This is a genomic window from Verrucomicrobium sp. 3C, from assembly GCF_000379365.1.
Lineage (GTDB): Bacteria > Verrucomicrobiota > Verrucomicrobiia > Methylacidiphilales > Methylacidiphilaceae > Methylacidimicrobium.
In genome coordinates, this window is sequence record NZ_KB901875.1 from 1,303,661 (window position 1) to 1,327,247 (window position 23,587).

Consider the following 23,587-nt stretch of genomic DNA (forward strand, 5'->3'; position numbering starts at 1 on the left):
CAACTGCCCATCGAACCATTCGATTTCTTCGGGAGAACTGGCAATCGAAACTTCCAGTCCGCAATCCCTTGCCCCATCGGCTCTTAAATGGAAAAGCTGTTTCATCGAGCCTATGGCATCGAAAAAGTCGCCTCATGTCTAGCCTTTCTTTCCCTCCCTGGCGCAGAATCACTTGACCGTTCATAAAAAAAGACCCTGGCTCTTCGCCTCCGCAACAAGGATAAGCATTGACACCGCAAAAAGGCCGATCCACGCTTTTCGCATGAGTTTAATCCTGCAATCCATCCTTGAAGCGAATCGGCAATATGCGCAAGGCTTTGGGGAAAAGCGCAATCTGGCGATGCCGCCATCACGTCGGTTCGCCATCCTGACGTGCATGGATGCGCGGCTCGACCCCGCAAAGTTTGCCGGCTTGGAAGAGGGGGACGCACATGTGGTCCGCAATGCGGGAGGGAGGGCGAGCGAAGACGCGATCCGCTCGCTGGTGATCTCCTACAAGCTTCTCGGAACCCGGGAATGGTTCGTCATCCACCATTCCGATTGCGGCATGGAGACCTTTTCCGACGAGATCATGCGTGGATTGCTGGCGAAGAGCCTCGATCACGCCGTTCTGGAAAGCGACGGATGGCACGATCGAGGATCCGGCTCGGGCACTTCGGAGGCCCAGTATATCGATTGGCTGACAATTCGAAACCAGGAGGAAAGCATCGCGGAGGATGTCCAGCGTCTCCGTCGGCATCCGCTGGTCCCCTCTTGGATTCCCATCCACGGATTCCTCTACGACGTCCGCTCCGGCGCCTTGCGCCCGGTAGCCGTGGCGGATTCGGTCGGCATGGCTAAATAGCTTCCGTGGCGTCGGCCCTTCGGCCGCACGGCGCTCGAAGCCGCTTTAAGGAGCCGGCTCGAGCGAGGCACGGCCGGAGCGGACCAGAGCCTGGGTGTGGCGGGCGATCATCCGCTCCTCGTCGGTCGGAACGACGCGGATTTCCGCGCGGCTTTCCTCGGAAGAAATGAGCGGCTCGTTCTTGCGGTTGCGGTCGTGATCGATCTGGAGACCGAGAAAGGCGAGCGGCTCGCAGATCCGCTCCCGAATCTCGGGAGCATTCTCCCCGATGCCGCCGGTGAAGACCAGGATGTCGAGCCCTTCCAGAGCCGCCGCCAAGGAACCAAGGAACTTCCTGGCCTGATAGCAGAAGATCTCGATGGCCGCCGCCGCCTTTGCTTCCGCCGCTTCTGCGGAGAGGAGATCGCGCATCTCTCCCGAGGACTCGGAGAGGGCTAAGAGCCCCGATTCCTCGGCAAGCAGCTGGGCGACGGTGGTTAGGCTCAGCCCCCGTTCGCGCAGGAGGTAGAGGACAATCCCCGGGTCGATATCGCCGCAGCGGGTGCCCATGACAAGCCCCGAGGTCGGCGTGAAGCCCATGGTGGTATCGATACTTTTCCCTCCGTGAATGGCCGTCATGCTCGCTCCTCCGCCCAGGTGGGCCAGCACGATCCGCCCCTGCGCTCGTTCCGGCGGAAGGATCGTCTCGAGGGCCGAGAGGACATATTCGCAGGAGAGCCCGTGAAAGCCATAGCGCACCAGCCCCTCCTTGCGGAGGGAGAGGGGAAGGGCATAGGTACGCGCGCGAAAGGGCATCGACCGGTGGAAGGCCGTGTCGAAGGAGCCGACCTGGGGAAGGTCCGGCTTGAGCTTCCGGATCGAGCGGACCGCTTCGAGTTCGTGCGGGAGGTGGTCCGGGGCCAGTCCCGAGAGATCTTGAAGCGCCTGAAGCACGGGGGAGGTCAGGAGGCGGGGCGCTCCAAAGACAGGACCGCCGTGAACGAGCCGGTGGCCGACCGCGTCGAGCCCGTCGCTCGGCGCGACGGTTTCGAGCCAGGAAAAGAAACGAGCGAGCCCTGCCCGGTGATCGGAAAGCGGGAGGCGTTCCTGCCAAATCATCGCTCCTTGAGAATCCCTGGCTTCGCAGCGGCCGTTGCCGCCTCCGATGTGATCGAGCTTTCCGGAAAGCAGCCGCTTTTCCGAGGAAGACATCCGGAAGAGGGCGAACTTAAGGCTCGTGGAGCCGCTGTTGATGGTGAGGATTGTATCGGGATCGGCCATGGGAATGCTGTCGAGTCTTCACAGGAGCGGGAAGACCGTTCTCGTCCGCCGCTTCCTTTGATCGAGCGCCCCGTGGATCAGCAGAAACTCTCCGATGTTTTCCAAGGAGAGGAGGCCGACGAGCTCTTGATTGCGCACGACCACGGCCGAGCGCTGCTCTTGCTCCTGGAGCCGGGCGATCGTGACCTCCGCCGTGTCGGACGCATCCACCGTGAGGAAGTCGTGGCTCATCACGTTCTCCACGGGAATCTCCTCCCCGAAGCGCGACAGCCCCTCCACGAGGTTGTGCCGGGTGAGGAGGCCGACGACCGCACCGCTGGAAACGACGGGAAAGTCGAGGTGATAGCCAGCCAGGAGGTGATGGACCGCGATCCGAAGAGGGTCGGAGGGGCTCAAAGTGTGGAACTCGCTCATCATCAGTTGGCTGACGGGAACCGAGCTGAGAACCGATTTCACATGGACTAGGTTCGACTCCTGGGCGGCTCCCATCCAGACGAAAAGGGCGATGAGAAGGAGTAAGGGATTGGGGCCGAAGATTCCCAGAATCCCGAACAGTAAGGCCATGCTTTGGCCGACGGCGGCGGCGATCCGGGTTGCCCGGTCCGCGCCCATCCGGGAGGCGAGCAGTGCCCGCAGCACCCGTCCTCCGTCCATCGGGAAGGCGGGAAGAAGATTGAATGCGGCAAGCGTCACGTTGATCCAAAACAAGTTGAGCAGAAGATTTCCGTTGAGCCAGTGGATGTCGGTCCACGATCGCACTCCGCCGCCGAGCAGAAGAATCGCGTAGAGCAGGGCGGCGAGAACCACGTTGACGGCTGGACCGGCCAGAGCCACCAGAAGCTCCTGCCGTGGATCGTCAGGCATCCGCTCGAGCCGGGCGACACCCCCGATCGGGTAGAGGGTGATGTTGCGCGTCTGGATGCCGAACCGCTGAGCGGTCAAGGCGTGACCGAGCTCATGGAGGACGATGATCGCAAAGAGCGGAATCAGGAAAAGAACGGAGGAGAGGGTATCGGAGGCGCTTCCCCGAGTCGCATAGGCGCCGACGGCCACCCAGGCCACGAGGAGGAGGAAAGTAAAGTGGATGTAGATGTCGATCCCTCGGACGACACCAATTTTCCATGCCCATTGCATAATGTTTAGCCTTTCACGCAGATCCACGGATCGAGCCGCGCTACCCTCCGGGCGAGCCCCGCCGCCTCGGCCGCCTCGACAACGGCGGAAACATCTTTGTAGGCCCCAGGAGCCTCTTCGGCAACCTCGCGGGGGGAACGGGCGCGGATAAGAATACCGCGGCGGCCCAGCTGCCGGACAAGCTCTCTGCCTTCCCAAGTCCGCGCGGCCTGATTGCGACTCATTTGACGGCCGGCCCCGTGGACAGCGGAGGAAAAAGCCCTCTCCTCACTTTCCGTTTGCCCAGCGAGGATGTAGGAGCAGGTTCCCATGCTTCCTCCAATCAGAACCGGCTGCCCCCACGGGGCGAAGCAGGGTGGAAGTTCGTGATGGCTTGGACCCAGGGCGCGCGTGGCTCCCTTCCGATGGACGAAGAGCCGGACGGACCTCCCCTCGATCGGATGGAGCTCTTCCTTACAGGTATTATGGGAGACGTCGTAGAGGAGGGTGAGACGGCTCCCCGGGAAAAAGCCTTGGAAGACCTTCCGGATCCGATGGGTGAGAATTTGGCGGTTGGCCAGGGCACAGTTGATGCCGGCGCGCATCGCTCCGAGATAGCGCCGGCCCAACTCGGAGGAAAGGGGAGCGGAAGCGAGTTCCCGTTCCGGGAGGCGAAGCCCGAAAGAATCCGCAGCACTCACCATCTCGCGCAGGTAATCGGTACCGATCTGATGCCCGAGCCCTCGCGAGCCGCAATGGAGGGAGACTACAAGGCCGCCTGGCTCTAGTCCGAAGGCTTGGGCGATTTCCGGCTGGTAGATTTGCGCCACTTCCTGGACTTCGGCGTAATGGTTTCCCGAGCCGAGTGTCCCCATCTCGTCTCGCTGTCGCACCTTGGCTTCCCGCGAGACCGCGGTCGGATCGGCTGCGCTCATGCAGCCCTGCTCCTCGATTCGGTCCAGATCTTCGGCTTCGCCGAAGCCCGACTCGACCGCCCAGCGCGCCCCGCCCCGGAGCATCGAGGCCATCTCGGGCTCGGCCAGGCGGATCTTCCCGTGCGCTCCGACCCCTGCCGGGATCTCCCGCCCAAGGGCTTCGGCCAGCTTTTCCTCGTAACCCGCGATGGCCGCTCGCGCCATGCCGGTCAAGAGCGTGCGAACTCCGCACGAGATGTCAAAGCCTACTCCTCCGGCCGAAACGACCCCTCCTTGTTCCGGATCGAAGGCGGCTACCCCGCCGATGGGGAATCCGTAGCCCCAGTGGGCATCGGGCATCGCGTAGGCTGCCCGGACGATGCCCGGGAGCGAGGCGACGTTGGCAGCCTGCTCCGCAACCTTCTGGTCCATCTGCTGGATGAGTGCTTGGTTTCCGTAGAATACCGCAGGAACTCGCATCGTGCCTTGCGGCGGGATCTCCCAGGAGATCTCAGAGAGTTTCCGGAGACGCGAAAGGTCCATGAAATATTATTACGCGATTTCCGCGCTCATACATCCACGACGCACTGCGCCACCCACTCTCCAGGAGCATCTGGGAAGAGACGCAGTTCCGTGTAGGTCGCTCCCTTGACCTCGACGTCCGGCTGATGGCGTGCGAGATCAAGCGGCTCTCCCCATGCCTCGCCTTCGAGACGATGGTCGCGCAGCCGCACCGAAAACCGAGAAAAGATCATGCGGCGGGTAGCCATCGCGAAAACCAGGGCATTGAGCCAATCGAAGAGCAGAAGCTCCATGAATGGGGCGGCGCAGGAAAGGCGGATGGGCTCTCGCGGCTCGACCAGGCTGGGGTCGGTGATCACTGCGGTCAGGGCGACGGTGATTTGCGCGAAGGCCTCCTCGGGGGAAGAGCCAATCCCGCGGATGCCAACATCGGCGACGTGAGAGAAGTGTTCCCAGCGTGCGATGGATCGACCGCGTTGAGGCAGGACCTTGGACTCCACCACCCCCAGTCTCCCGCTTTCCCTTCAGGGAAGCAAGAGAATCGGGCAGGGCGCGACCGCGAAGATCGACTCGATCTCCTCGGGAGGAAGAGAGGAATCTCCGATCGAGAGCGCCAAGAGGCCGAGTCCTTCGGGCGCAGCCGCCGCCAAGATCCGTCGGGCCTTGGGAGGGATGCCGGTGAGAAGGGTCGTGGACGGAGCTTCCTGGACAACTTGCTGGAACGCGGTCTCGCGGAAGACCTCTTCTCCCGACCCCAGGGAGAGCACGACGAGCTTTCCGGCAAAGTCGCTGGCCAAGGCCGCGACAAGGTGAAGGGTCCTGAGGTCTGAAGTCATGCCGGAGAAGATGACCCCGAAGGGTGGCTGGACGGGTGTCCCATCGGAGAGGAAAAGAACGGCGGCTCCGGATCGGGAGACGATTTCCCTGGCGAGGCTCTCCGTGCGCGTCGGGAGGCCGACTCGCGGCTGGGAGCGGAGAAGAAGAACGAGGTCGCTGGAGCAAGTGGCTGCCAACAGAGCTTGTGAAGGAATGCCGCGAAGCACCTGGAACGACCAGGGAATGCGCAGGCGCTGAGCCAGGCTGCTCAAGGTCTCTTCGGCCTGGCTTGCCAGGGTACGCAGCGAGCGTTGGAGGCCGGAAAGCTCGAAATCTCGCCAACAGGCGGTATCGATCCCGATTTCCGAGGCGAAGGGAAGCTCGGCCAGGCGCAGTAGGTTGATGTCCTCCAGAAACAGGTAGGCGAGCTTGGCTTCGAAGCGCGCAGCGAGCTCGGCGGCCGCCTCGGCTCCTCCTTCGGAGAAGGCTTGCCCAAAGAGGACGATCCGCTCGATTCTCACGTCCTTGCCTCGCCAGCGGAGAGAGCGCGCGCCCTGCGGGCGAACTCGAGCAGCTTCCGCTCTACCCGGCCGTTGATGCTCTCTTCTGGATACCGCCCGTCCGGGCCGCGTTCGCCCGCGGGGAGCCCTGTCAAGAGCTCGATGGCTTCCTCGACCGTCCGCACGGCGTAAAGATGAAAGAGTCCCTGCTCGACCTTTTCAAGCAGCTCGCGTCGGAGAACGAGATGGTCGACATTGGCTGCGGGAACGATCACGCCCTGGTTGCCGCTGAGCGTGCGGGCGCGGCAGACCTCGAAGAAGGCCTCTACCTTTTCGTTCACTCCCCCGATTGCCTGCACCTGCCCTCTCTGATTGATCGATCCGGTGATCGCCAGCGACTGCCGGATCGGGACGGCGGCCAGCGCCGAAAGGAGAGCGCAAAGCTCCGCGCAAGAGGCGCTGTCCCCTTCGACCATGCCGTACGACTGCTCGAAGACAAGGGTGGCCGCCAGCGAGAGCGGCTCCTCCGGTACGTACCGGCCGGCGAGAAAGCCCGAAAGAATGAGGACTCCCTTGGAATGAATCGGGCCTCCGAGCTTGGCCTCCCGTTCGATGTCTACTAGCTTGCCGCTGCCGAAGCGAACCCGGGCCGTGATCCGGTTGGGATGGCCAATCCGCACCCCTCCCGCTTCGAGCACCGCAAGGCCGTTGACCTGGCCGACGCTCTCTCCGTCGCTGTCTACCAGGAGGGTGCCTCGCAGAACCTCCTCCCGAAGGCGCTCGCGGATTCGCCCGGAGCGCGCCTCCGCCTCGGCGATCGCCTTCTCGACGTGGGCTTCGGAGATCGTCTTGGCCGAGGCGTCCCGGGCCCAGAAGTCTGCTTCCTGGAGGAGGTCGCTCATCGCTCGACCACGGAGGGAAAGCTTCTTGGCGTCCGCGGCGATTCGGCTTCCCTCCTCCAGGACGCGCGCCACCGCTCCGCGATCGAGCGGAAGGAGCTTGCTCTTGCGGGCCTCTTCTGCCAGGAACTGGGCGTAGGGAACCACGATGGCCTCGCTCCGGTCGACCTCTTCCTCGAAGTCGACGACGACCTTGAAAAGCTCCGAGAACTCGGGGTCGAGCTCGTGGAGCAGGTAGTAGAGCGTCCGTTCGCCGAGCAGGATCACCTTCAGGTCGAGCGGAATCGGCTCGGGCTCGAGAGAGACCGTGCTCAAGATCCCGAGCGCTTCTGCCAGCGGCTCGATGCGAATCTGGCGGCCGCGCAGCGCCCGCTTGAGCCCTTCCCAGGAAAAGGGGTGGGAAAGGAGGCGGAGCGCGTCGATGGCGAGGTAGCCGCCGTTGGCTTTGTGCAAGGAGCCTGGCCGAATGAGGGAGAAGTCGGTAACCAGGGCTCCCATCTGCGCGATGTGCTCGACCGTGCCGAAGAGGTTGGAAAAGGTCGGATTCTCTTCGAAGACCACGGGGCAGCCGTTGGCGTCGGACTGATTGACCACGACGTTCACCCGGTAGCGGCGGAGGAAGGACTCGACCGCGTCGGAGCCCACTCCGGGAGGAAGCATCCCCGGCGGCAGCGACTCGGCTTCCTTGGGAAGCCGGAAGCTCTCCGCGTTCTTGAGCGCATCCTTTTCGACCGACTCCAAGTGGGAGCAGATGGTTGGCATCGCGGCGTACTTGGCCTTGAGCTCATCGAGAAGATTCGAGACTGTCGAGCGGACCAGAGAGCGGTTGAGTTCCCGAAGCTTAGCCTGCGCTTCCCGCCGCCACTTGGGAATCTCCCGGATGACCTTGGTCAGATCATCCTGCAGGGAGGAGACCTTCGACTGAATCTTCTCCTTTTCCTCGTCCGGCAGCTTGGTGAAGGTTTCCGGATCGAGGACCTCTCCGTTCTTGAGCGGGGCGAAGGCAAAGCCGGTTGGCGTCTGGAGGAGCGCGATCCCATCCTTTTGTGCGCGCTCCCGGAGCTCGGCGAAGGCCTGCTCGCGTCGCTCGTGGAAGCTCTGCTCGATGTCCTGCGCGCGCGCCCGATACTCGTCGCTGTCGAAGATCGCTGGGATGCCGACGCGGAGGTCCTCGACAAAGTGATCCATATCCTCGGCGAACGCCTGCGCGGTTCCAGGAGGAAAGGAGAGGGCCTTCGGACGCCTCTCGTTCTCGAAGGCAAATACATAGGCCCAATCCCGCGGCACGGGCAATCCAGCGGCCCTCTCCTCGAGAAGCCGGAGGACGAGCGAGCGTTTGCCGATCCCGCTCGGTCCCATGACGAAAAGATTGTAACCGCGCTGCTCCATGGAGACGCCGAAACGCACCGCTTCCATGGCCCGCGCTTGGCCGAGTACCCCAGGCGCCTCGAGCAGATCCGCGGTCGTCTCGAAAGGAAGGGAGCCTGGGTCGATCCGGCGATCGAGGGTTTTAGCGGCCAAGCGGAGGTCGGATCTCACAACGGCCTGTTTTCGGGAAGAATCCATTTCCTGTAAAGGGTTTTTGCGGTGAGGAGGAGCCGGAGGAAGGGAAAGTTTCCTTAGCCTGCATATCTCGCAAAGTTTGTGCCCGAGGCGCGGCGGGTGGGCCTGGATGCGGGGCGGGGCGCAGGTTTTCCCCCGGAGCTGTATGCCGACATACTGCGAGGAGGGCAAAAACCCAAGTTCCGACGAAGCAGGCAGGCCCATTTCGCAAGCCGCAGGAGAACGCTTGTGAGATAGGCAGCCTAGAAAAAAGACCGCGCCATCGACTCCTTCGGGCAGTATGGTTTTGCGATCAGGTTTGCAACATGGAGCGAGTGATCCATCCAGCGCTTCTCGGTCGGCTTCCGGAGGGGAGCCTCGAGGTGAGGCGGAGCCAGCGGGAGCTCCGGCGGATCAATTGCTTGATGGGAAATTTCGGCTGGTTCCGCCGTCAGCTCCGTCGCCGGCTGCGTGAGTTTACGCGCGGGGTGGAGATTGGGGCCGGCGCCGGGGCGCTCGGCCGGCTTCTCTACCTGGATCCTAGGCTTCGGGACAAACTCTGCTTAACGGGGATCGACCGGGTTGGACGCCCGGCATCCTGGCCTCTTCCTTGGGAGTGGCGGCGGGAAGACGTGCGGGAGTTTGCCGGATGGGGAGACTACCCCTTGGTTTTGGCCAACCTCGTCTTGCACCGGTTTGCCGATCAGGACTTGGGGAGGATCGGCCAGGCGCTCGATCAGTCCTGCCGGCTCCTGCTGGCGGTCGAGCCGGCCCGTCGCGGATTGCATTTGAGCGAGCTCCGTCTCCTCCGCTTCTTCGGCCTGAGCCGGGCTGCCTATGAGGAGAGCCGGGCCGGTATCCGAGCGGGGTTCCTGGGAGCCGAGCTCGTGGAGGCCCTTGGGCTGTCAGCCCGGCGGTGGAGATTCGATGTGGAGATCACCTTCCGTGGGGCCTACCGGCTGATTGCCGAACGCCATTGAGGCGAGACCTTGCCGTCGAATCGAGGCCCATGCGCCGCGCCGCGGCTACGAACTTTGTGAGATATGCAGGCTGGGGTCGATGCGCAGCCAGCGGGTAGCGGGTCCGGTTCCTTCGGGCAGATCCTTGGGACAAGGCAAAGGCGCCAGCGGTTCGACCTTTACTCCCGCCCGGTGGCAAGCGCGGGTGGCTTCCCGGAAGAGGTCGGCAGGTCGCCAGGGCTGATAGTTGGTCGAGAGCAGGAGAAGGGCATCCGGCTCACAAAGGGGCAGGAGGCCTTCCATCAAGCTCCCGAGATCGCGCGGAAGGGAGAAGTCGAGCCCCCTGCGCCCGTGGGCATAAGTAGGAGGATCGATCACGCAGGCGTCGAAACGCGCCTTGCGCCGGGAGAGGTACAGAAAGACCGCGCGCGCATCCCGAGCGAGGAACCAGTGGCCGGCGGGATCGATGGAGTTCAATCGGTAGTTCTCTTTCCCCCATTCGAGGATGCGGGGAGAGAGGTCGACATTCCAAGTTCGGGCGCCCGCCGCGGCCGCCGCGACGCCGAAGGAGCAGGTGTAGGCAAAGAGGTTGAGGAGGCGGGTCGGCTTGCTCTTCCGGAGAAAAGCACGATTCTCCCGTTGATCGAGGAAGAAGCCGATCGATTCTCCCGCGTCGAAGCGGAGGCGGAAGGAGAGCCCGTTTTCCTTTGCCGTCGTGGCCATGGGCAGGACGGGACTGCCGGAAACTAGGGCAAGCTCGGAGCTTTCGCGCCTTTCCCACCGCTTGCGCAGAAAGATTCGGTCGATCGACAGAGCAAGCTGGCTCCTCCGACCTTCGAGCTCGGACAAGAGAGAACGGAGGGTTTCGGGAGAATTCCAGGAAATCAGAAGGTCTCGCCCCAGCCGTTCGATCCAGCCATCGCGGCCCGAAAAGAGCCGATGCATAGTCGTGCCGGTCGCTACGAGGGCCGCGATCTGCTCCGGCCCGACCCAACCGGGCTCGGCTTCCGATGGGCGGGAGAGGGGCGCGGACACTAGCCTGCGTCTCACAAGCGTTCTCCTGCGGTTTGCGAAATGGACCCGTCTGCTTCGTTGGGCCTTGGTTCTGCCTCCTCGCAGTATGTCGTCATACAACTCCGGGGGAAAATCTTCGCCCCGCCTTGCATCCAGACCCATTCGCTGCGCCTCGGGTACGAACTTTGTGAGACATGCAGGCTACAGAGAGGGTACGGCTGCGAGGAGTTTCCGCGTATACTCGTTTTGCGGATTGCGGTAGAGTTCTTCGGGAGGAGCGGCCTCGACGATCCTGCCCTCGTTGAGCACCAGCACCAGGTCGCTTATGTGCTCGACGACCGCCAGGTCGTGGGAGATGAAGAGATAGGCGAGGGAAAAATCCTGCTGGAGGTCTTGGAGGAGGTTCACGATCTGCGCCTGGACCGAGACATCGAGGGCGCTGACTGGCTCATCGCAGACGATCAGCTCGGGTTCGACCGCGAGGGCGCGCGCGATGCCGATGCGCTGCCTCTGCCCACCCGAGAACTCATGCGGATAGCGATCCAGAGAATCGGGCGAGAGCCCCACCCGCTGGAGCAGATCGGCCGCCCGGGAGCGACGTTCCTCGGCGCGCAGGGCGGGGAAGTGGATCTCCAGGGGTTCGCCGACGATCCGGGAGATCGTGAGCCGGGGATTCAGGGAGTTGTGCGGGTCTTGGAAGATCATCTGGACGCGCTTCCGGTATGGGCGCAGCCGGGCGCCTGAGAGGGTGTCGATCCGCTCCTGCCGGTAGCGGATCTCTCCCGAGTGTGGCGAGACCAGCCGGACGATCGCCTTGCCGATCGTCGTCTTCCCGCTTCCGCTTTCGCCGACAAGCCCGACCGTCTGCCTGGCGCGGATCCGGAAGGAGACTCCTTTGACGGGCTCGACGAAGCGGCGCGAGCGCCCCAAGAAGCCGCCGGAAAGAGGGTAGCGCACCGCGAGCTTTTCCACCTCGAGGAGAATCGGCGAGAGATGCGCCGAATCAGGCTGGGGAGAGGAGAGCGTCGAGCTTGTCATAGTCGATCGTGGTGAGCCGCTTCTTAGATTCTCCGAGGCGGGGCACGCAAGCAATCAGCGCCTGTGTGTAGGGATGGCGGGGGGAGGCGAGGAGGGAATCGGTAGGCCCCTGCTCCACGATTTTTCCCCGGAACATGACGACCACGTGGTCCGCGAATCCCTTGACGAGGCCGAAGTTGTGGGTGATGAGCAAGATCGCCATGCCGAAGCGGCTGCGAATCTCGCGCAGGAGATTCAGGATCTGCGCTTGGATCGTGACATCGAGGGCGGTGGTTGGCTCATCGGCGACGAGAAGTTGCGGACGGCAGACGAGGGCCATGGCGATCATCACGCGCTGCTGCATCCCACCCGAGAGTTCGTGAGGATAGCTCTTCCAGCATCGCTCGGGGTCGCGGATGCCGACCTCGGACAACGCCGCAACCCCGGCGGCCCGCCGATCGGTGAGATCGCGGCGGTGGAGGGCCATTGCCTCGCTGAGCTGGAAGGCTACGGAAAAGACGGGGTTGAGCGAGGTGGAAGGCTCTTGAAACACATAGGCGATCCTACCGCCCCGGTAGTGGCGCAGAGCCGCTTCGGGAAGGGTGAGCAGGTCGGTACCATCGAAGACAATCTTTCCCGAGCGGACGCGGGCCGGAGGCGAGGGGAGAAGGCGGGCCAGGGAGAGGGCGGTCACACTCTTGCCGCTCCCGCTTTCGCCGACGACCGCGAGAGTCGACCCGCTTGCCAGCGAAAAGGAGATGCCATCGACGGCGCGGATCGTCCGTTCCGGGCTTGCGAACTCGATGGCCAGATCCGAGACCTGCAAAAGAGGAGGGGCGTTTGGATCGGGCATGGGGAAGAACCTTATCGGTCGCTGGTTCGAAAATGGGGGTCGATCACGTCGCGGAGGGTGTCGCCGAGCAGGTTGAACGCGGCCACCGTGACGAAGACGGCGGCACCCGGGCTCAGAAGCCACCAGAAGTTGCACATGAAGACCTTCATTTCCTGCGCTTGCGCGAGCATCAGGCCCCAGGAAGCTGACGGCTCCTGGATGCCGATACCGAGAAAGCTTAAAGCTGCTTCCCCGAGAATATAGCCGGGAATGCTCAGTGCGGCAGCAACCAACAGGTAGCTCGCCAAATTGGGGAGCAGATGCCTCCAAAGGATGCGCCAGGGTGAGAGGCCCGTCACGATCGCTGCCTCGACAAAGGTTTGCGCTCGCAGAGAGAGGGTCAGCCCGCGGATCACCCGCGCCGCGCCCGACCAGCCGAGGAAGCTTAGGATGACCACGATCAGCAGGTAGACCTCGCCCGAGCCGAACTGGCTCGCAAAGGCGCCGCGCAATGCGAGCAGGAGATAGAGCCCGGGAATGGCCATTAATAGCTCGGTGGTGCGCATGACGAGCGAATCGAACCAGCCGCCGAAGTATCCAGCCAGGCCCCCGGCGATCAGGCCCACTCCCAAGCTGATCGAGATCCCGATCAGGCCGATGCTCAGCGAGACCTGGGCGCCGTAAAGCAGGCGGGAGAAGACATCGCGTCCGGTGCTGTCGCTGCCCAGAAGATAGATCTTTTGCGGAGGTTCGACTCCGAAGAGATGGCGGCGGCAGGGAAGGAGGCCGAAAAGCCGGTAGGGGTGCCCGGCCGGAAACCAGTGGATCGTGGCGGTCTTCCCGGGAATCGGCCGGTAGAGTGCCTGGGTGGGATCGGCATTCTCGTAGAGACGGACGGCGAGGCCATCCTGCGTCCAGGTGAAGCCGGTTGGCGGATGGTATGGCTTTTGGAGGTCCTGATCGCCGGGACCGTAGGGGGCCAGCAAGGGGGCGAAGAGGGCGCAGAGGTAAAGAAAGCCGAGCAGGCCAAGGGCGAGGGCCCCCTGTGGGCGGGCGATCACCTGTTGCCAGAGGCCGGAGCGCTTGGTGAGGACGGGGTTCATCGAACGGGGAGGCGTACTCGGGGATCGACCCACGCGAGGAGGATGTCGGAGAAGAGATTTCCCAAAACGAGGAGGATGCAGCTCAAGACGACCGAGGCCAGGACCACGAATTGATCCTGGCGAATGAAGGCCGAGTAGATGAGCTGGCCCAAGCCGGGATAGCTCATCACGTTTTCCACGAGCAACGAGCCGCTCAGGAGTCCCGCAACGACATACCCAAGGCAGCTCAAGAGCGGGTTGACCGCGTTCCGGAAGACATGCCGCCAGATCACGACGTTTTCCGGAAGCCCCTTCGCCCGCGCGGTGGTGACATACTCGGCCCGGATGACGTCCAGGAAGTTGGCGCGGAGGATGCGCATCAACGTCGCCACGCCACCGAGGCCGAGCACTAGGGTGGGGAGGATCAGATGATGGGCGATGTCCAGGGCCCGGCCGAGGGGAGAAAAAAACTCATGCTCGATCGACGTGAGCCCTCCAAGCGGGAACCAGCCTGTCCGCGCGGCCAGGTAGATGGCAAGGAGCGCGAGGAAGAACTCCGGGATCGAGAGCGAGGCGTAGGCGAGGAGAGCGGTCGCGCGATCCCACCAGGAGTTGCGGCGGACGGCCGCGAGGACTCCGAGGGGAATGGCAACGGCCCAGGCGAAGGCAAAGCTCGTCAAGTTGAGGAGAAGGGTGGCGGGCACCCGTTGCCAAAGCAGGTCGACTACGGCAATCTTGTAAGTCCAGGAATAGCCGAAGTCCCCCTGCAGCACATTGCGCAACCAGAGAAAATAGCGGGTGTACCATGGTCGGTCGAGCCCGAAGCCCTTTTCCAGGGCGACGAGAAGCTCGGGGCTGATGTCGCGCTGGGCCTTGATCGGGGTGAGGAAATTTCCCGGGGTGAGCGACATGAGGAAAAAGACCAGCAGGGTCACGCCGAGGAGCAGGGGAATTAAAAAAAGCAGGCGTCGGAGAACGAAGAGAACCATCGGAAATCGGCTGGTCGCCTTTCGGGGTTTGTCTCTTGATAAGGGACAGGAAGTGGGGGAAAGACAATACTTTTCCTTGTGGGAATCGCCTGTCCAATCGCTTGCAGGGTAGAAGGGAACGGGTGTCGGGAGAGGGGAGGACCGGACGGAGAAAAAGACGGTGAAGAAGATTTTTGGAGTGCTGGGGCTTCTCTTTCTGGCGGGTCTGGCTATTGTCTTCGCCGTGGCTGCTGCGTACTGGAACGGGGAGGGCTTTCGCTCCTTCCTCTCCCGCAAGGTGGCTCGAGCCATTGGGGTCGAAGGTCGCTTTGCCCCTCTTCATCTCCGCGGCCTTGCGATCAGCAGCAGCGAGTTTTCCGGGGCGGGCGTCCCGGGCTCCCCAATCGCGGAGATGAGGGCCGAAGATCTCCAGGCGCGCTTTCCTCTCGCTTCGCTGGTTCGAGGAGTTTGGAAGATCGATCCGCTCCGCATCGGCCGCCTCGAGTTGACCTTTCGCTCTGCTCCTGCGCAGGAGATGCCTTTAGAGGCCAGCGTGCCAGCGGTGGGGCGCTCCCCCGGTGACGGAACGGAGAAGACGCCGGAGGTCTTTCGCCGCGTGCGCTTGCAGCGCGGAGAGATCCAAAAAGCGGTTCTTCACTGGCCTTCGTCCATTCTGGGAGGCGGAACTTTGCGCGGGACCCGCATGGTGCTCGAAGCGGATGGGTCGGCGTGGAACGGGAGGGCCGTCGGCGGGAAGCTTGCTTGCGCCTCGCTCCCGAATCTGGCCCTCGAGGAGCTTCTCTTTCGTGTTGTCGATTCTGGCGAGGTTACCCTGGAGCAAGGGTTGCTCCATTCGGAGGGGTCGGGAATCATCCAACTGGTTGGACAGATGGATTGGCAGGAGCGGGCCAAGGGGGAGCTTCGCTTTGCGACCTCCGGAGTTGCTCTTGCTCCCTGGCTTCCCACGGCATGGCAGAGCCGGGTCACCGGGGAGTTGGAGGCCGAGGGGCGGCTAAGCATCCTCCCTGGGCAGCCCTGGAAGATCGAGGCCGGTTTATCCCTGTTGCATGGGAAGCTCGAGGATCTTCCTTGGCTTGTGGGGTTGGCGCTGAACTCGGAAGCATCGGGGGCGCTTCCTCTCGATCAAGCGCAGGCGCGGCTGGTGGCGGGACCGGAGGATCTCGCCTTCGAAGGCATTGAGGTCGAAGCGAAAGGCCTGCTTCGGATGGAAGGGAATCTCCGGGTGCAAGGGGAGCAGGTGCGCGGGAGCATGAGGGTAGGACTTTCCGCCGAGCGAGTGGCTCTGCTGCCGGGCGCGCGCGAGAAGATCTTTACCGAGGAGCGGAATGGCTATCTATGGACCCCTGTGGTGGTGACGGGCACGGTGCGGGATCCCCAGGAAGACCTGACTCCTAGGGTGACCTCGGTGGCAAAGGAGGCGGTGAAGGCCGAGGTGCAGCAGGCGATTCGGTCCGCCTTGGACTTTTTACGGCGCTCCCAGGTACCGGCGACGACTCCCTAACCTGCCTGTCTCACAAAGTTCGCACCCGAGACGCGGCAAATGGGCCTGGATGCAAGGCGGGACGCCGGAGCCTCGCTGGGGATAGAAAGCGAGGCCCGGGCGGGAAGATCCGCCCTGGGATTTGCGGTCGCTTACGGCGTCCAGACTTCTTCCAGGTTCCAGACCACCGAGCCGATCTTCGGAATCTGAACGTTGCGCCACTTGTCGCGCAATCCTGCGTAGGTATTGGGTGTGACGAGATAGATGTAGGGCAACTCCTCGCTTAGGATCTGCTGCACTTCATCCCAGTACTGCTTTCGCAAGGATTGGTCGAGGGTCGTGAGCTGGGCGAGCATGAGGGAGTCGATCCGGGCCTCCCACGGAGTGGCGGGCTGAGGCTCGCTCGGGTACCACTGGTGGAGCCGCCCCTTGCTCACGAAGACCGACATGCCGTCGGCTGGGTCGCCGCCTCCCGTCAGGCCGAGCAGGCACGCCTCGTAGTCGAAGGAGTCGCTGATCTTGGTGACGAGTGCGCCAAAGTCGAGGAATTGCAACCGGGCTTCGATGCCCAGCGCTCTCATGTTTTGTTGAAAGACTGTCGCCATGGCCGTACGAAGCGGGTTTTCCTGGTTGGTCAGGAGGGTGAAGCTGACCGGATGATCCTCCGCATCCGCCATCATGCCGTCTCCCCGTCGATGGAAGCCTGCCTCGGTCAATAGCTGCTCCGCGCGTGCGGGATCGAAGGGATACTGCCGGATTCGCGGATTGAACCACTTGGAGTTTGCTGGACTTTCCGGTCCCCACAGCGGCTGGCCTCGGCCGAAGAGAATACCCTTGACCATTCCTTCCCGGTCGATCCCGTAGGAGATCGCCTGTCGAAAGCGGCGGTCCTGGAACCAGCGGAGCTTGTAGGGAGCCACAAAAGGCTTTCCGCTCTTGTCCCGACCCGGGTTCTGATTGAACCAGAGAAAGGTCGAAGCAGTCGAGGGGCCGCGGTCATGTATGGTATAGTGATGGATCTTCTCTCCCCGGCGAACCCAGGCGACGTCGTCGGGAGGAATCGTGTCCGCGTCGGTCTGCCCGGAGGCGAAGGCGACCACGCTGGCGTTCTGGTCCTTCACGAACTTGACGATCAGAAAGTCGATGTAGGGAAGCCGGCGTCTCTCCACGTCGATCCGCCAGTAGCGCGGGTTGGCCTCGAGTAGGATCAATTGGCCAGGCCGGTAGCTGTGGAGCAGGAAAGCGCCGCTGCTCGCAATGGTCGCAGGTGTCTTTTGGGCGGTAAAGATGCTCCAGGCTCGCAGCAAGGTCCCGCCCTCATAGGCCCCTTGGAGGAGATGCTTTGGCATGATCGTGACCCCGGACATGTAGCGAAGGAAAGGCGCGAAGATCTCTGGAGTGCGGATTCGCACCGTGTGGCGGTCGAGCTTTTCGAGGAGGAAGGGCTTGCCGTTGACCGAAAGGTCGTAGGCGTTCCGGTTGGGGAATCGAGGATCATAGACGCATTGAAAGGTGAAGAGAACATCGTCGGCGGTCAGCGGGACACCATCGCTCCAGGTTAGCCCTTCCCGCAGGTGAAAGGTGAAGGTGCGGCTGTCCGCGCCGACCTCCCACGATTTGGCCAACGCCGGAACGACTTCTTCCCGGATCGGATTGTAAGAGGTGAGTCCGTCGAAGAGGAGACCGAGAAAGGAGGCCGAGGAGGCATCCTCGGCAACGAGCCAGTTGAAGGTGCTGGGCTCGCCGGGGCTGACTTCGATGAAGACCCCTCCCCGCTTGCCCGGCTGGGCTGGAGAGACGTCGGCATCCGTGGGAACCGGGAGGCTCGGACGCTCTCCAACTCGGGTAGGCCGGGAGCAGGAGAGGGTGGCAAGCCCCAGGACGGCAGCAGGAAGAAGCGGGAGCAGGCGAAAGCTTCTCTTCATTCCCATCGTATCCTATGGCATATCGCATTTCCTCGTCTCCTCGCCAGTCGCGTCTTGCGTCCGCCTGACGGAAAAGATGCCGTAGGCTCGCCGCGGCGAGAGGAAGCTTTTCGTTTGCTTTCTCCCAGACTGGCCGGCATATCTCGCAGATTTCGCGGCCGAGGCGAGCCTTGGGGGATGTGGATGCGGGGTGAGGGAGAGGCTTTTCCGTGGAGTTGCGTGAGGGCATACTACAAGGACGCAAAGACGAGCGCGGGTGATGCTGCCAGGCTCGCCTCGGGAGAGATGTTGTGAGAGGGCAGCTTGGATAAGCGGGAGGGAAAGAAGGTGATTCGACAAAAGACTTTGCGGGAGCCTGTCCGGATCGAAGGGAACTCGCTGCACACCGGCCAGCCGGTTTCGCTGGTCCTGCGTCCGGCAGATCCCGATACCGGGTATCTGTTCAAGCGAGTCGATCTGCCGGATGAGCCGACCGTCGCTGCTCGGATCGAGCATGTGCGGCAGACGGAGCGAGCCACGACGTTAGGGGAGGGCAATGTCAAGATCCACACGGTGGAGCACGTCCTGGCGAGCCTGCGGGGAAGCGGAATCGACAACGCGCTGATCGAGATCAATGCCAACGAACCGCCGATTGGGGACGGTAGCGGAAAGATCTATGTCGAGGCGATTGCGAGGGCGGGGCTCCTTGAGCAGGATCGTCCGGTCTCATTCTTCGAACTCCGGGAGCCTCTCTGCATTCAGGGAAGGGACGGAGCCTACCTCGTGGCGTGGCCCAGCCCGTCGTTTTCCGTTACCTGCACCCAGGTGACGCATACCGGAAAGTTCACGCAATTTCTCCATTGGGAGCACGACGACCGGCGTTTTGCCTTGGAAATCGCACCTGCCCGGACTTTTGTCTTCTACGAAGAGGTGCAGCCTCTGCTGGAAAAGGGGCTGATCAAGGGAGGGAGTCTCGAAAACGCGATCGTCATCCGCGGAGATACGGTTTTTTGCCAGGAGCCGCTCCGATTCGAAGACGAGTTTGTGCGGCACAAGGTCTTCGACGTGATCGGGGATCTCGCTCTCTTCCCGTACCGGCTCAAATCGCATATCTTTGCGGCGAAGCCGAGTCACACCCTGAACGTGGAGATGGCTCGGGCACTGCAAAAGGCGCATCGGGAATATGTTTCGCATCTCATGCCCCTGGAGAACATCCCGAGCGGCGAAGGCGCCTTGGACATCCGGGAAGTCCTTCAGATTCTTCCGCACCGCTACCCCTTTTTGATGATCGACCGCGTCCTCCGGTTCGAGGGGAACGCCAAGGCAGTGGGGCAGAAGGCCGTGACCATGAACGAACCCTATTTTCAAGGTCACTTCCCCGGACATCCGATCATGCCTGGAGTCTTGCAGCTCGAGGCCATGGCCCAGTTGGCTAGCATCCTTTTGCTCCGGCAGGCCGGCCATGCGGGGAAACTCGGATTTTTCATGAGCGCCGATAAGGTGAAGTTCCGCAGGCCGGTAATGCCGGGGGATACGCTCATCATCGAAGCGGAGCTCATCAGCTTCCGGGGAAAGATCGGCCGGGCGTCGGGGAGGTGCCTGGTCAACGACAGCGTCTCCTGCGAAGGCGATCTCCTCTTCGCGCTGGTCGATTCGATTTAATGGCGGACGATGGCGACCTCGGTCCATCCCACAGCGATCCTCGAGCCCGGGGCTCTGCTCGGAGAGAGCGTTGAGATTGGCCCCTACGCCTTTGTCGGCTCCGAGGTGCGTTTGGGCGAAGGCTGTGTCCTGCACCATCATGCCTCCGTCGTGGGAAAGACGGAGGTGGGGCCCACCAACGAGTTTTTCCCTTTCGCCTCGATCGGCCAAAAGAGCCAGGATCTCAAATATAAGGGAGAGCCTACCTTTCTCCAGATTGGGGCAGCCAATCGGTTCCGGGAATTTGTCACCGTCAATCGAGCGACCGGCTCGGGCGGGCGAACGGTGATCGGCTCCGACAATCTTTTCCTCGCCTACGCCCATGTGGCGCACGATTGCACCGTTGGGAGCGGCTGCATCTTCTCCAACAACGCCACCCTGGCTGGCCACGTGGAGGTTGGCGACCATGTGACCATTGGAGGGTTGACTGCGGTTCACCAGTATTGCCGCCTCGGCGCTCACGCGATGCTGGGAGGCTGCACGAAGGTCGTTCAGGACGTTCCGCCCTTTTGCTTGGTGGATGGGAATCCCGCGCGCCTTCGTTCCCTCAACCTGATCGGCTTGAAGCGGCGCGGTTTCAGCGAAGAGGCTCTGCAGGTGCTGCGTCGCGCCTTCCGTCTGCTCTTCGAGGAGGGAAAGAATCTTGCCCAGGGCATCGAGGCCGTCGAGGCGAGCGGAGACTCGACTCCCGAGATTTTGGCGCTCCTCGAGTTCTTGCGCTCTTCCGAACGGGGAGTGACCCGATGACCCGCAGGGTCTTTTGTTATGAACGGCCAAGTGATTCTGCGCCAGGGAGGGAAAGAAAGGCTAGACATGAGGCGACTTTTTCGATGCCATAGGCTCGATGAAACAGCTTTTCCATTTAAGAGCCGATGGGGCAAGGGATTGCGGACTGGAAGTTTCGATTGCCAGTTCTCCCGAAGAAATCGAATGGTTCGATGGGCAGTTGAAGGAGCGCCACTATCTGGGGGCGGGGCGATCGGTGGGCGACTATTTACGCCAGGTCATTGCCCAAGATGGGCAGGCGGTGGCGCTGCTGGTTTGGGGGCCGGCCTGCTACGCGCTCAAGGATCGGGATCGGTGGATTGGATGGAGCGCCGTACAGCGGGTGGAGCGGCTCAAGTTGATCGTACAAAATCGGCGTTTTCTGCTGCTTACTCCCAAGGGGCAGGCGCCCAATCTGGCCTCCCAAGCTTTGGGAGCGGCCTTGCGGGCGTTGCCGGGGCAGTGGCGGGATCGTTTTGGCTACACTCCGCTTTTGGCCGAGAGCTTCACCGATCCGGAGGCCTATACGGGGACCTGCTACAAGGCGAGCAACTGGGAGGCGGTCGGCTACAGCGCCGGCTACAGCCGCCATCGGGCCGATTTTTACCTGCCCAATGACCGGCCCAAGCGGCTCTGGCTGCGTCCTCTTTCGGCGCAAGCGCGGCAAACCTTACGGGCGGCCCAATTACCCGAAGAGTGCCGCGCCGGTTTGAGCGCGAGGCCCTCGGGCACGCTGCCGGTCAACGCCCAACAGCTCGAATCGTTGCTGGAGGTCTTTTGGAAAGCGCCCGATCCGCGCAAGAAGAACGCCCACTATCCGGTCGGATCGGTGTTGACCTTGATCGCGATGGCGCTTTTGGCCGGGCGGCGGGAGATCGCTGAGATCGCCCGTTTTGCCACCAGTCTGACCCAGCCCCAACGCCGTCGGCTGGGCTTGCCGCTCAAGAAGGGCACCGGAGGCTTCCATCCGGTTCCCGGCCACAGTGTCTTCTACCAGGCGCTCACCCGCATGGATCCCGAAGCCTTCGCTTCCAGGCTCACCGACTGGCTGCAAGCCCACAGCGGCCTGCTGCCGCAGGCGCTGGCCATGGACGGCAAAATGATTCGTCACCACATTGGCCTCCTGACCTTGGCCCAACAGGAGGACGGCGCCCCGCAAGCGGTGGCGGTCCACGACCAAAAGCAGGACACGCCCCGTTGCGAACAAAGCGCGGCGGTGGCGCTGCTGGAAAAGCTGCCCGCCCTGGATGGCAAAATCATCACGGCCGACCCGTTGCATTGTCAGCGGCGCCAGGCCCGTCTCATCGTCGAAAAAGGGGGCGATTACCTGTTCGGGATCAAGGGAAACCAGCGTCGCTTGCTCCAAGAGGCTCAAGCCTTGGACGCCTTGCCCGACACCCCCTTTTTGCCGACAACCAAACCGGTCATGGCCGGGTCGAAACCCGAGGGCTCCATGCCTTCTCCATCGAGCCCCTGGTCGTCGACTTCCCCTTTGCCCGCTCCCTGATCGTGGTGCGCAGCCAGCGCACGAAGAAAAAGGATGGTCTGACCGGCACCCGAGTCCCGTTGCTACCTCTCAAGCGCGCCACCGGATCGGTATTCGCCCCAAGAATGGTTGGACTGGATCCGGGGACATTGGGGCGGAGCCGAAATCCGCAACCATTGGCGACGCGATGTCCAAATGGGCGAAGACCGTTCCCGCTCCCGTCAGCCCAACCTGCTGGCCAACTTGGCGCTCATCCGTAACGCCCTCCTCTGGCTCCTCTCCGAACGCCTCGGCGAACAATCCCTCCCGCAGTTCCGCGAACGACTCCTCTCCAGTCCCAAACAATGTCTGGCCATCCCTGCCGCCGCAGGAACGCCAAAACAAAAGACCCTGCTGCAGGCTCAGAGGAGCTGTTTGAGGGCAAGTGCCTTTCGCAAGCTTTTCCGCGCTCGATAGAGGCGCATCTCCACGATTTTACGGGAGCAGCCGATAATCTGGGCAATTTCCTCGTAGGAGAGGTCCTCGTACTCGAAAAGAATCAAGGTTTCCTTGAGCGGTTCGGGGAGAAGAAGGACCGCCGAGCGGACCTGCTCGCAGATTTCCTGCCGCTCCAGATGAGATCCTGGAGAACTTTCCGAACCAGGCAATTGCTCGCGAGGAGCCGATGGCTCTCTGTCTCCGGGAGAGTCCAAGGAAACCGTGGGATGCCGCCGGCGCCATCGGGCCAAGTTGCGGCTCAAGTTCTTGGCAATCGTAAAAAGCCAGGTCGAAAAGCGGCCGTTCGGTCGAACCTTGCCGCGGGCCTCGTAGACGCGAACGAAAGTTTCCTGAGCGAGATCGGCTGCCGAGGCCGCATCGCCGGTGAGGCGGCAGAGGAAGAAAAAGAGCCTCTCCTGCCAGCGATCCATGAGGGCGCTTAAGGCTTGATCGTCCCCCTTGGCGAGTTGAGCCATGAGCTCCCAGTCGGGATCCGAAGAGGTCATGGCCCGCTGCTCGCGTTTCGACCCGGGCTAGGGGTTGGAACCAAGCCTAGAAGCTCATCCGCGACCAAGGTCAGGTAGTGCTGCTGCTGCTGCGGGGAAAGTTTTCCGGTCACCGCATAGACATGCTGGAGGAATGCTTGCCGGCAGTCGGAGCGGAGTCGGTCGCACTCGGCCATGGCCGCTAGGATCTCCGGCGTGATCGAGCGGTTTTGCCGCAACAGGGCTTCAAGCTTCGAGTCGGCCGCGAGAATCTGCCGGCACATCGCCTGACAGCGAGGGCGGTACGCTTCCTGTAGCCGGGCGATCGCCGCTAGTTGTGGGTCGGAGAGGTGAAGCTCGCGGCGAAGCCATTGCAACCCCGCGTCGGGACCGTTGCCGATGTGCCAGATCGGGAGCAGTTCGAAGAAGAGCGTTGCTGCATAGACCAAGGCCGCGATCAGGGCGATCGGAGCGGCGAGCAGGAAGATCCGTTTCACGGTCTCCTCTGCGCAGCCGCCAAGGCTTGCGGGTCGATCGTCTGGAAATATTCGGCTCTCAGTTCCGACCATCGCTTCTTGCTCCAGTGGCGGGCCTGAGTTGTGGCAACCAGACAGGCGAGAAGAGATGCGGCAGCGGGAATCATCCACGCTCTCCGTCTGCGGCGAGCCGGAGGAAGGATCTCTTGCGAGCGGAAGGCCACCCGCTCCCAAACCTGGTTTTGAAAGTTCCCGGGAAGACGACCTTCCGGGCGCCAGCTACGCAATAGCTCGTCGAGTGGGTCGCGGTTGATCCCCTGCACGTCGTCCACGGAAGTGGAAACACCGGAAGGCGCCTTTTCCCTCACAAAATCGAAGCAAGGGAATTAGCCGCCGTTTCTCGTGCGCCGTGAAAAGGGTGCATCGCCCAGTGGGGAGGGAGTGATCTCCACCCGGCAACTATTGCTCCAGCCGGAAGCACTCGGAGCGGCTACTGGTGGTAACGCCAGC

The 23,587-nt window shown here is 62.6% G+C and carries 22 protein-coding genes; 7 read left to right on the plus strand and 15 right to left on the minus strand.

Annotated elements, in window-relative coordinates; genetic code table 11:
• Positions 1-262: 262 nt before the first annotated feature.
• The gene (locus A37A_RS0106990) at positions 263-844 is read left to right on the plus strand and encodes a carbonic anhydrase (RefSeq protein ID WP_018290803.1); all 582 of its coding nucleotides are present in this window, start codon (positions 263-265) and stop codon (positions 842-844) included.
• Positions 845-889: 45 nt separating this feature from the next.
• Here the strand turns inward: A37A_RS0106990 and A37A_RS0106995 are convergent, their stop codons facing one another.
• The 6 genes from A37A_RS0106995 to A37A_RS0107020 are packed head-to-tail and all read right to left on the minus strand — an operon-like array spanning position 890 to position 8,407.
• Positions 890-2,104: an acetate/propionate family kinase gene (locus A37A_RS0106995; protein ID WP_018290804.1), complete on the minus strand. Its 1,215-nt coding sequence runs from the start codon at positions 2,102-2,104 to the stop codon at positions 890-892.
• Positions 2,105-2,122: 18 nt separating this feature from the next.
• The gene (locus tag A37A_RS0107000) at positions 2,123-3,238 is read right to left on the minus strand and encodes a site-2 protease family protein (protein ID WP_018290805.1); all 1,116 of its coding nucleotides are present in this window, start codon (positions 3,236-3,238) and stop codon (positions 2,123-2,125) included.
• A 5-nt stretch (positions 3,239-3,243) separates the two neighbouring features.
• Positions 3,244-4,674, minus strand: coding sequence for an RtcB family protein (locus A37A_RS0107005; RefSeq protein WP_018290806.1), 1,431 nt, complete (start codon positions 4,672-4,674; stop codon positions 3,244-3,246).
• A 26-nt stretch (positions 4,675-4,700) separates the two neighbouring features.
• Positions 4,701-5,156 (minus strand): archease, encoded by a 456-nt coding sequence (locus A37A_RS0107010; RefSeq protein ID WP_018290807.1) that lies wholly within the window; start codon positions 5,154-5,156, stop codon positions 4,701-4,703.
• 21 nt (positions 5,157-5,177) lie between these two features.
• Positions 5,178-5,990 (minus strand): hypothetical protein, encoded by an 813-nt coding sequence (locus A37A_RS18260; protein ID WP_018290808.1) that lies wholly within the window; start codon positions 5,988-5,990, stop codon positions 5,178-5,180.
• On the minus strand, positions 5,987-8,407 hold the full coding sequence (locus A37A_RS0107020) for a Lon protease family protein (RefSeq protein ID WP_026195706.1): 2,421 nt from the start codon (positions 8,405-8,407) through the stop codon (positions 5,987-5,989). The genes A37A_RS18260 and A37A_RS0107020 overlap by 4 nt, the downstream gene beginning before the upstream one ends.
• A gap of 329 nt (positions 8,408-8,736) precedes the next feature.
• Between A37A_RS0107020 and A37A_RS0107025 the strand changes: the two genes are divergently transcribed.
• Positions 8,737-9,390, plus strand: a complete 654-nt coding sequence (locus A37A_RS0107025) for a hypothetical protein (RefSeq protein ID WP_018290810.1) — start codon at positions 8,737-8,739, stop codon at positions 9,388-9,390.
• Between the two features lie 45 nt (positions 9,391-9,435).
• On the opposite strand, the gene A37A_RS0107030 is transcribed toward A37A_RS0107025, so the two are convergent.
• The 5 genes from A37A_RS0107030 to A37A_RS0107050 form a co-directional block, all read right to left on the minus strand.
• Complete coding sequence (locus A37A_RS0107030; RefSeq protein WP_196799527.1) at positions 9,436-10,419, minus strand: class I SAM-dependent methyltransferase; 984 nt, start codon at positions 10,417-10,419, stop codon at positions 9,436-9,438.
• 165 nt (positions 10,420-10,584) lie between these two features.
• Positions 10,585-11,421, minus strand: coding sequence for an ATP-binding cassette domain-containing protein (locus tag A37A_RS16295; RefSeq protein ID WP_018290812.1), 837 nt, complete (start codon positions 11,419-11,421; stop codon positions 10,585-10,587).
• On the minus strand, positions 11,387-12,253 hold the full coding sequence (locus A37A_RS16300; protein ID WP_018290813.1) for an ABC transporter ATP-binding protein: 867 nt from the start codon (positions 12,251-12,253) through the stop codon (positions 11,387-11,389). Before A37A_RS16300 ends, A37A_RS16295 begins: the two co-directional genes overlap by 35 nt.
• A gap of 11 nt (positions 12,254-12,264) precedes the next feature.
• The gene (locus A37A_RS0107045; RefSeq protein ID WP_018290814.1) at positions 12,265-13,335 is read right to left on the minus strand and encodes an ABC transporter permease; all 1,071 of its coding nucleotides are present in this window, start codon (positions 13,333-13,335) and stop codon (positions 12,265-12,267) included.
• Positions 13,332-14,303, minus strand: a complete 972-nt coding sequence (locus A37A_RS0107050) for an ABC transporter permease (RefSeq protein WP_018290815.1) — start codon at positions 14,301-14,303, stop codon at positions 13,332-13,334. The genes A37A_RS0107045 and A37A_RS0107050 overlap by 4 nt, the downstream gene beginning before the upstream one ends.
• A 160-nt stretch (positions 14,304-14,463) precedes the next feature.
• Here A37A_RS0107050 and A37A_RS0107055 point away from each other — a divergent pair, with 160 nt between their 5' ends.
• Positions 14,464-15,804: a hypothetical protein gene (locus tag A37A_RS0107055; protein WP_020494137.1), complete on the plus strand. Its 1,341-nt coding sequence runs from the start codon at positions 14,464-14,466 to the stop codon at positions 15,802-15,804.
• 131 nt (positions 15,805-15,935) lie between these two features.
• Here A37A_RS0107055 and A37A_RS0107060 read toward each other — a convergent pair whose 3' ends face one another.
• Entirely contained in the window at positions 15,936-17,708 is a 1,773-nt protein-coding gene (locus A37A_RS0107060) for an ABC transporter substrate-binding protein (protein WP_018290817.1), read from the minus strand.
• A 327-nt stretch (positions 17,709-18,035) separates the two neighbouring features.
• Here A37A_RS0107060 and A37A_RS0107065 point away from each other — a divergent pair, with 327 nt between their 5' ends.
• The 4 genes from A37A_RS0107065 to A37A_RS19125 all read left to right on the plus strand — a co-directional run bounded on the left by A37A_RS0107065 (position 18,036) and on the right by A37A_RS19125 (position 22,095).
• A complete protein-coding gene (locus A37A_RS0107065; RefSeq protein WP_040888625.1) occupies positions 18,036-19,349 on the plus strand; it encodes a bifunctional UDP-3-O-[3-hydroxymyristoyl] N-acetylglucosamine deacetylase/3-hydroxyacyl-ACP dehydratase in 1,314 nt (437 codons plus the stop codon).
• Positions 19,350-19,358: 9 nt separating this feature from the next.
• Positions 19,359-20,135: an acyl-ACP--UDP-N-acetylglucosamine O-acyltransferase gene (gene lpxA / locus A37A_RS0107070; protein WP_018290820.1), complete on the plus strand. Its 777-nt coding sequence runs from the start codon at positions 19,359-19,361 to the stop codon at positions 20,133-20,135.
• Positions 20,136-20,232: 97 nt separating this feature from the next.
• Positions 20,233-21,660 carry an ISAs1 family transposase gene (locus tag A37A_RS18265; RefSeq protein ID WP_018290821.1) on the plus strand — a complete coding sequence of 476 codons (1,428 nt, stop codon included), beginning with the start codon at positions 20,233-20,235 and terminating at the stop codon, positions 21,658-21,660.
• Positions 21,661-21,768: 108 nt separating this feature from the next.
• The gene (locus A37A_RS19125) at positions 21,769-22,095 is read left to right on the plus strand and encodes a DDE transposase family protein (RefSeq protein WP_081616209.1); all 327 of its coding nucleotides are present in this window, start codon (positions 21,769-21,771) and stop codon (positions 22,093-22,095) included.
• Here A37A_RS19125 and A37A_RS16310 read toward each other — a convergent pair.
• From A37A_RS16310 to A37A_RS20570, 3 genes are read right to left on the minus strand one after another with little or no spacing between them, the layout of a single operon-like run.
• On the minus strand, positions 22,041-22,622 hold the full coding sequence (locus A37A_RS16310) for an RNA polymerase sigma factor (protein WP_018290823.1): 582 nt from the start codon (positions 22,620-22,622) through the stop codon (positions 22,041-22,043). The two genes, A37A_RS19125 and A37A_RS16310, sit on opposite strands and share 55 nt — an antisense overlap.
• Positions 22,619-23,098, minus strand: coding sequence for a periplasmic heavy metal sensor (locus tag A37A_RS0107090; protein WP_018290824.1), 480 nt, complete (start codon positions 23,096-23,098; stop codon positions 22,619-22,621). Before A37A_RS0107090 ends, A37A_RS16310 begins: the two co-directional genes overlap by 4 nt.
• Positions 23,095-23,409 carry a hypothetical protein gene (locus tag A37A_RS20570; RefSeq protein ID WP_020494139.1) on the minus strand — a complete coding sequence of 105 codons (315 nt, stop codon included), beginning with the start codon at positions 23,407-23,409 and terminating at the stop codon, positions 23,095-23,097. Before A37A_RS20570 ends, A37A_RS0107090 begins: the two co-directional genes overlap by 4 nt.
• Between the last annotated feature and the right edge of the window lie 178 nt (positions 23,410-23,587).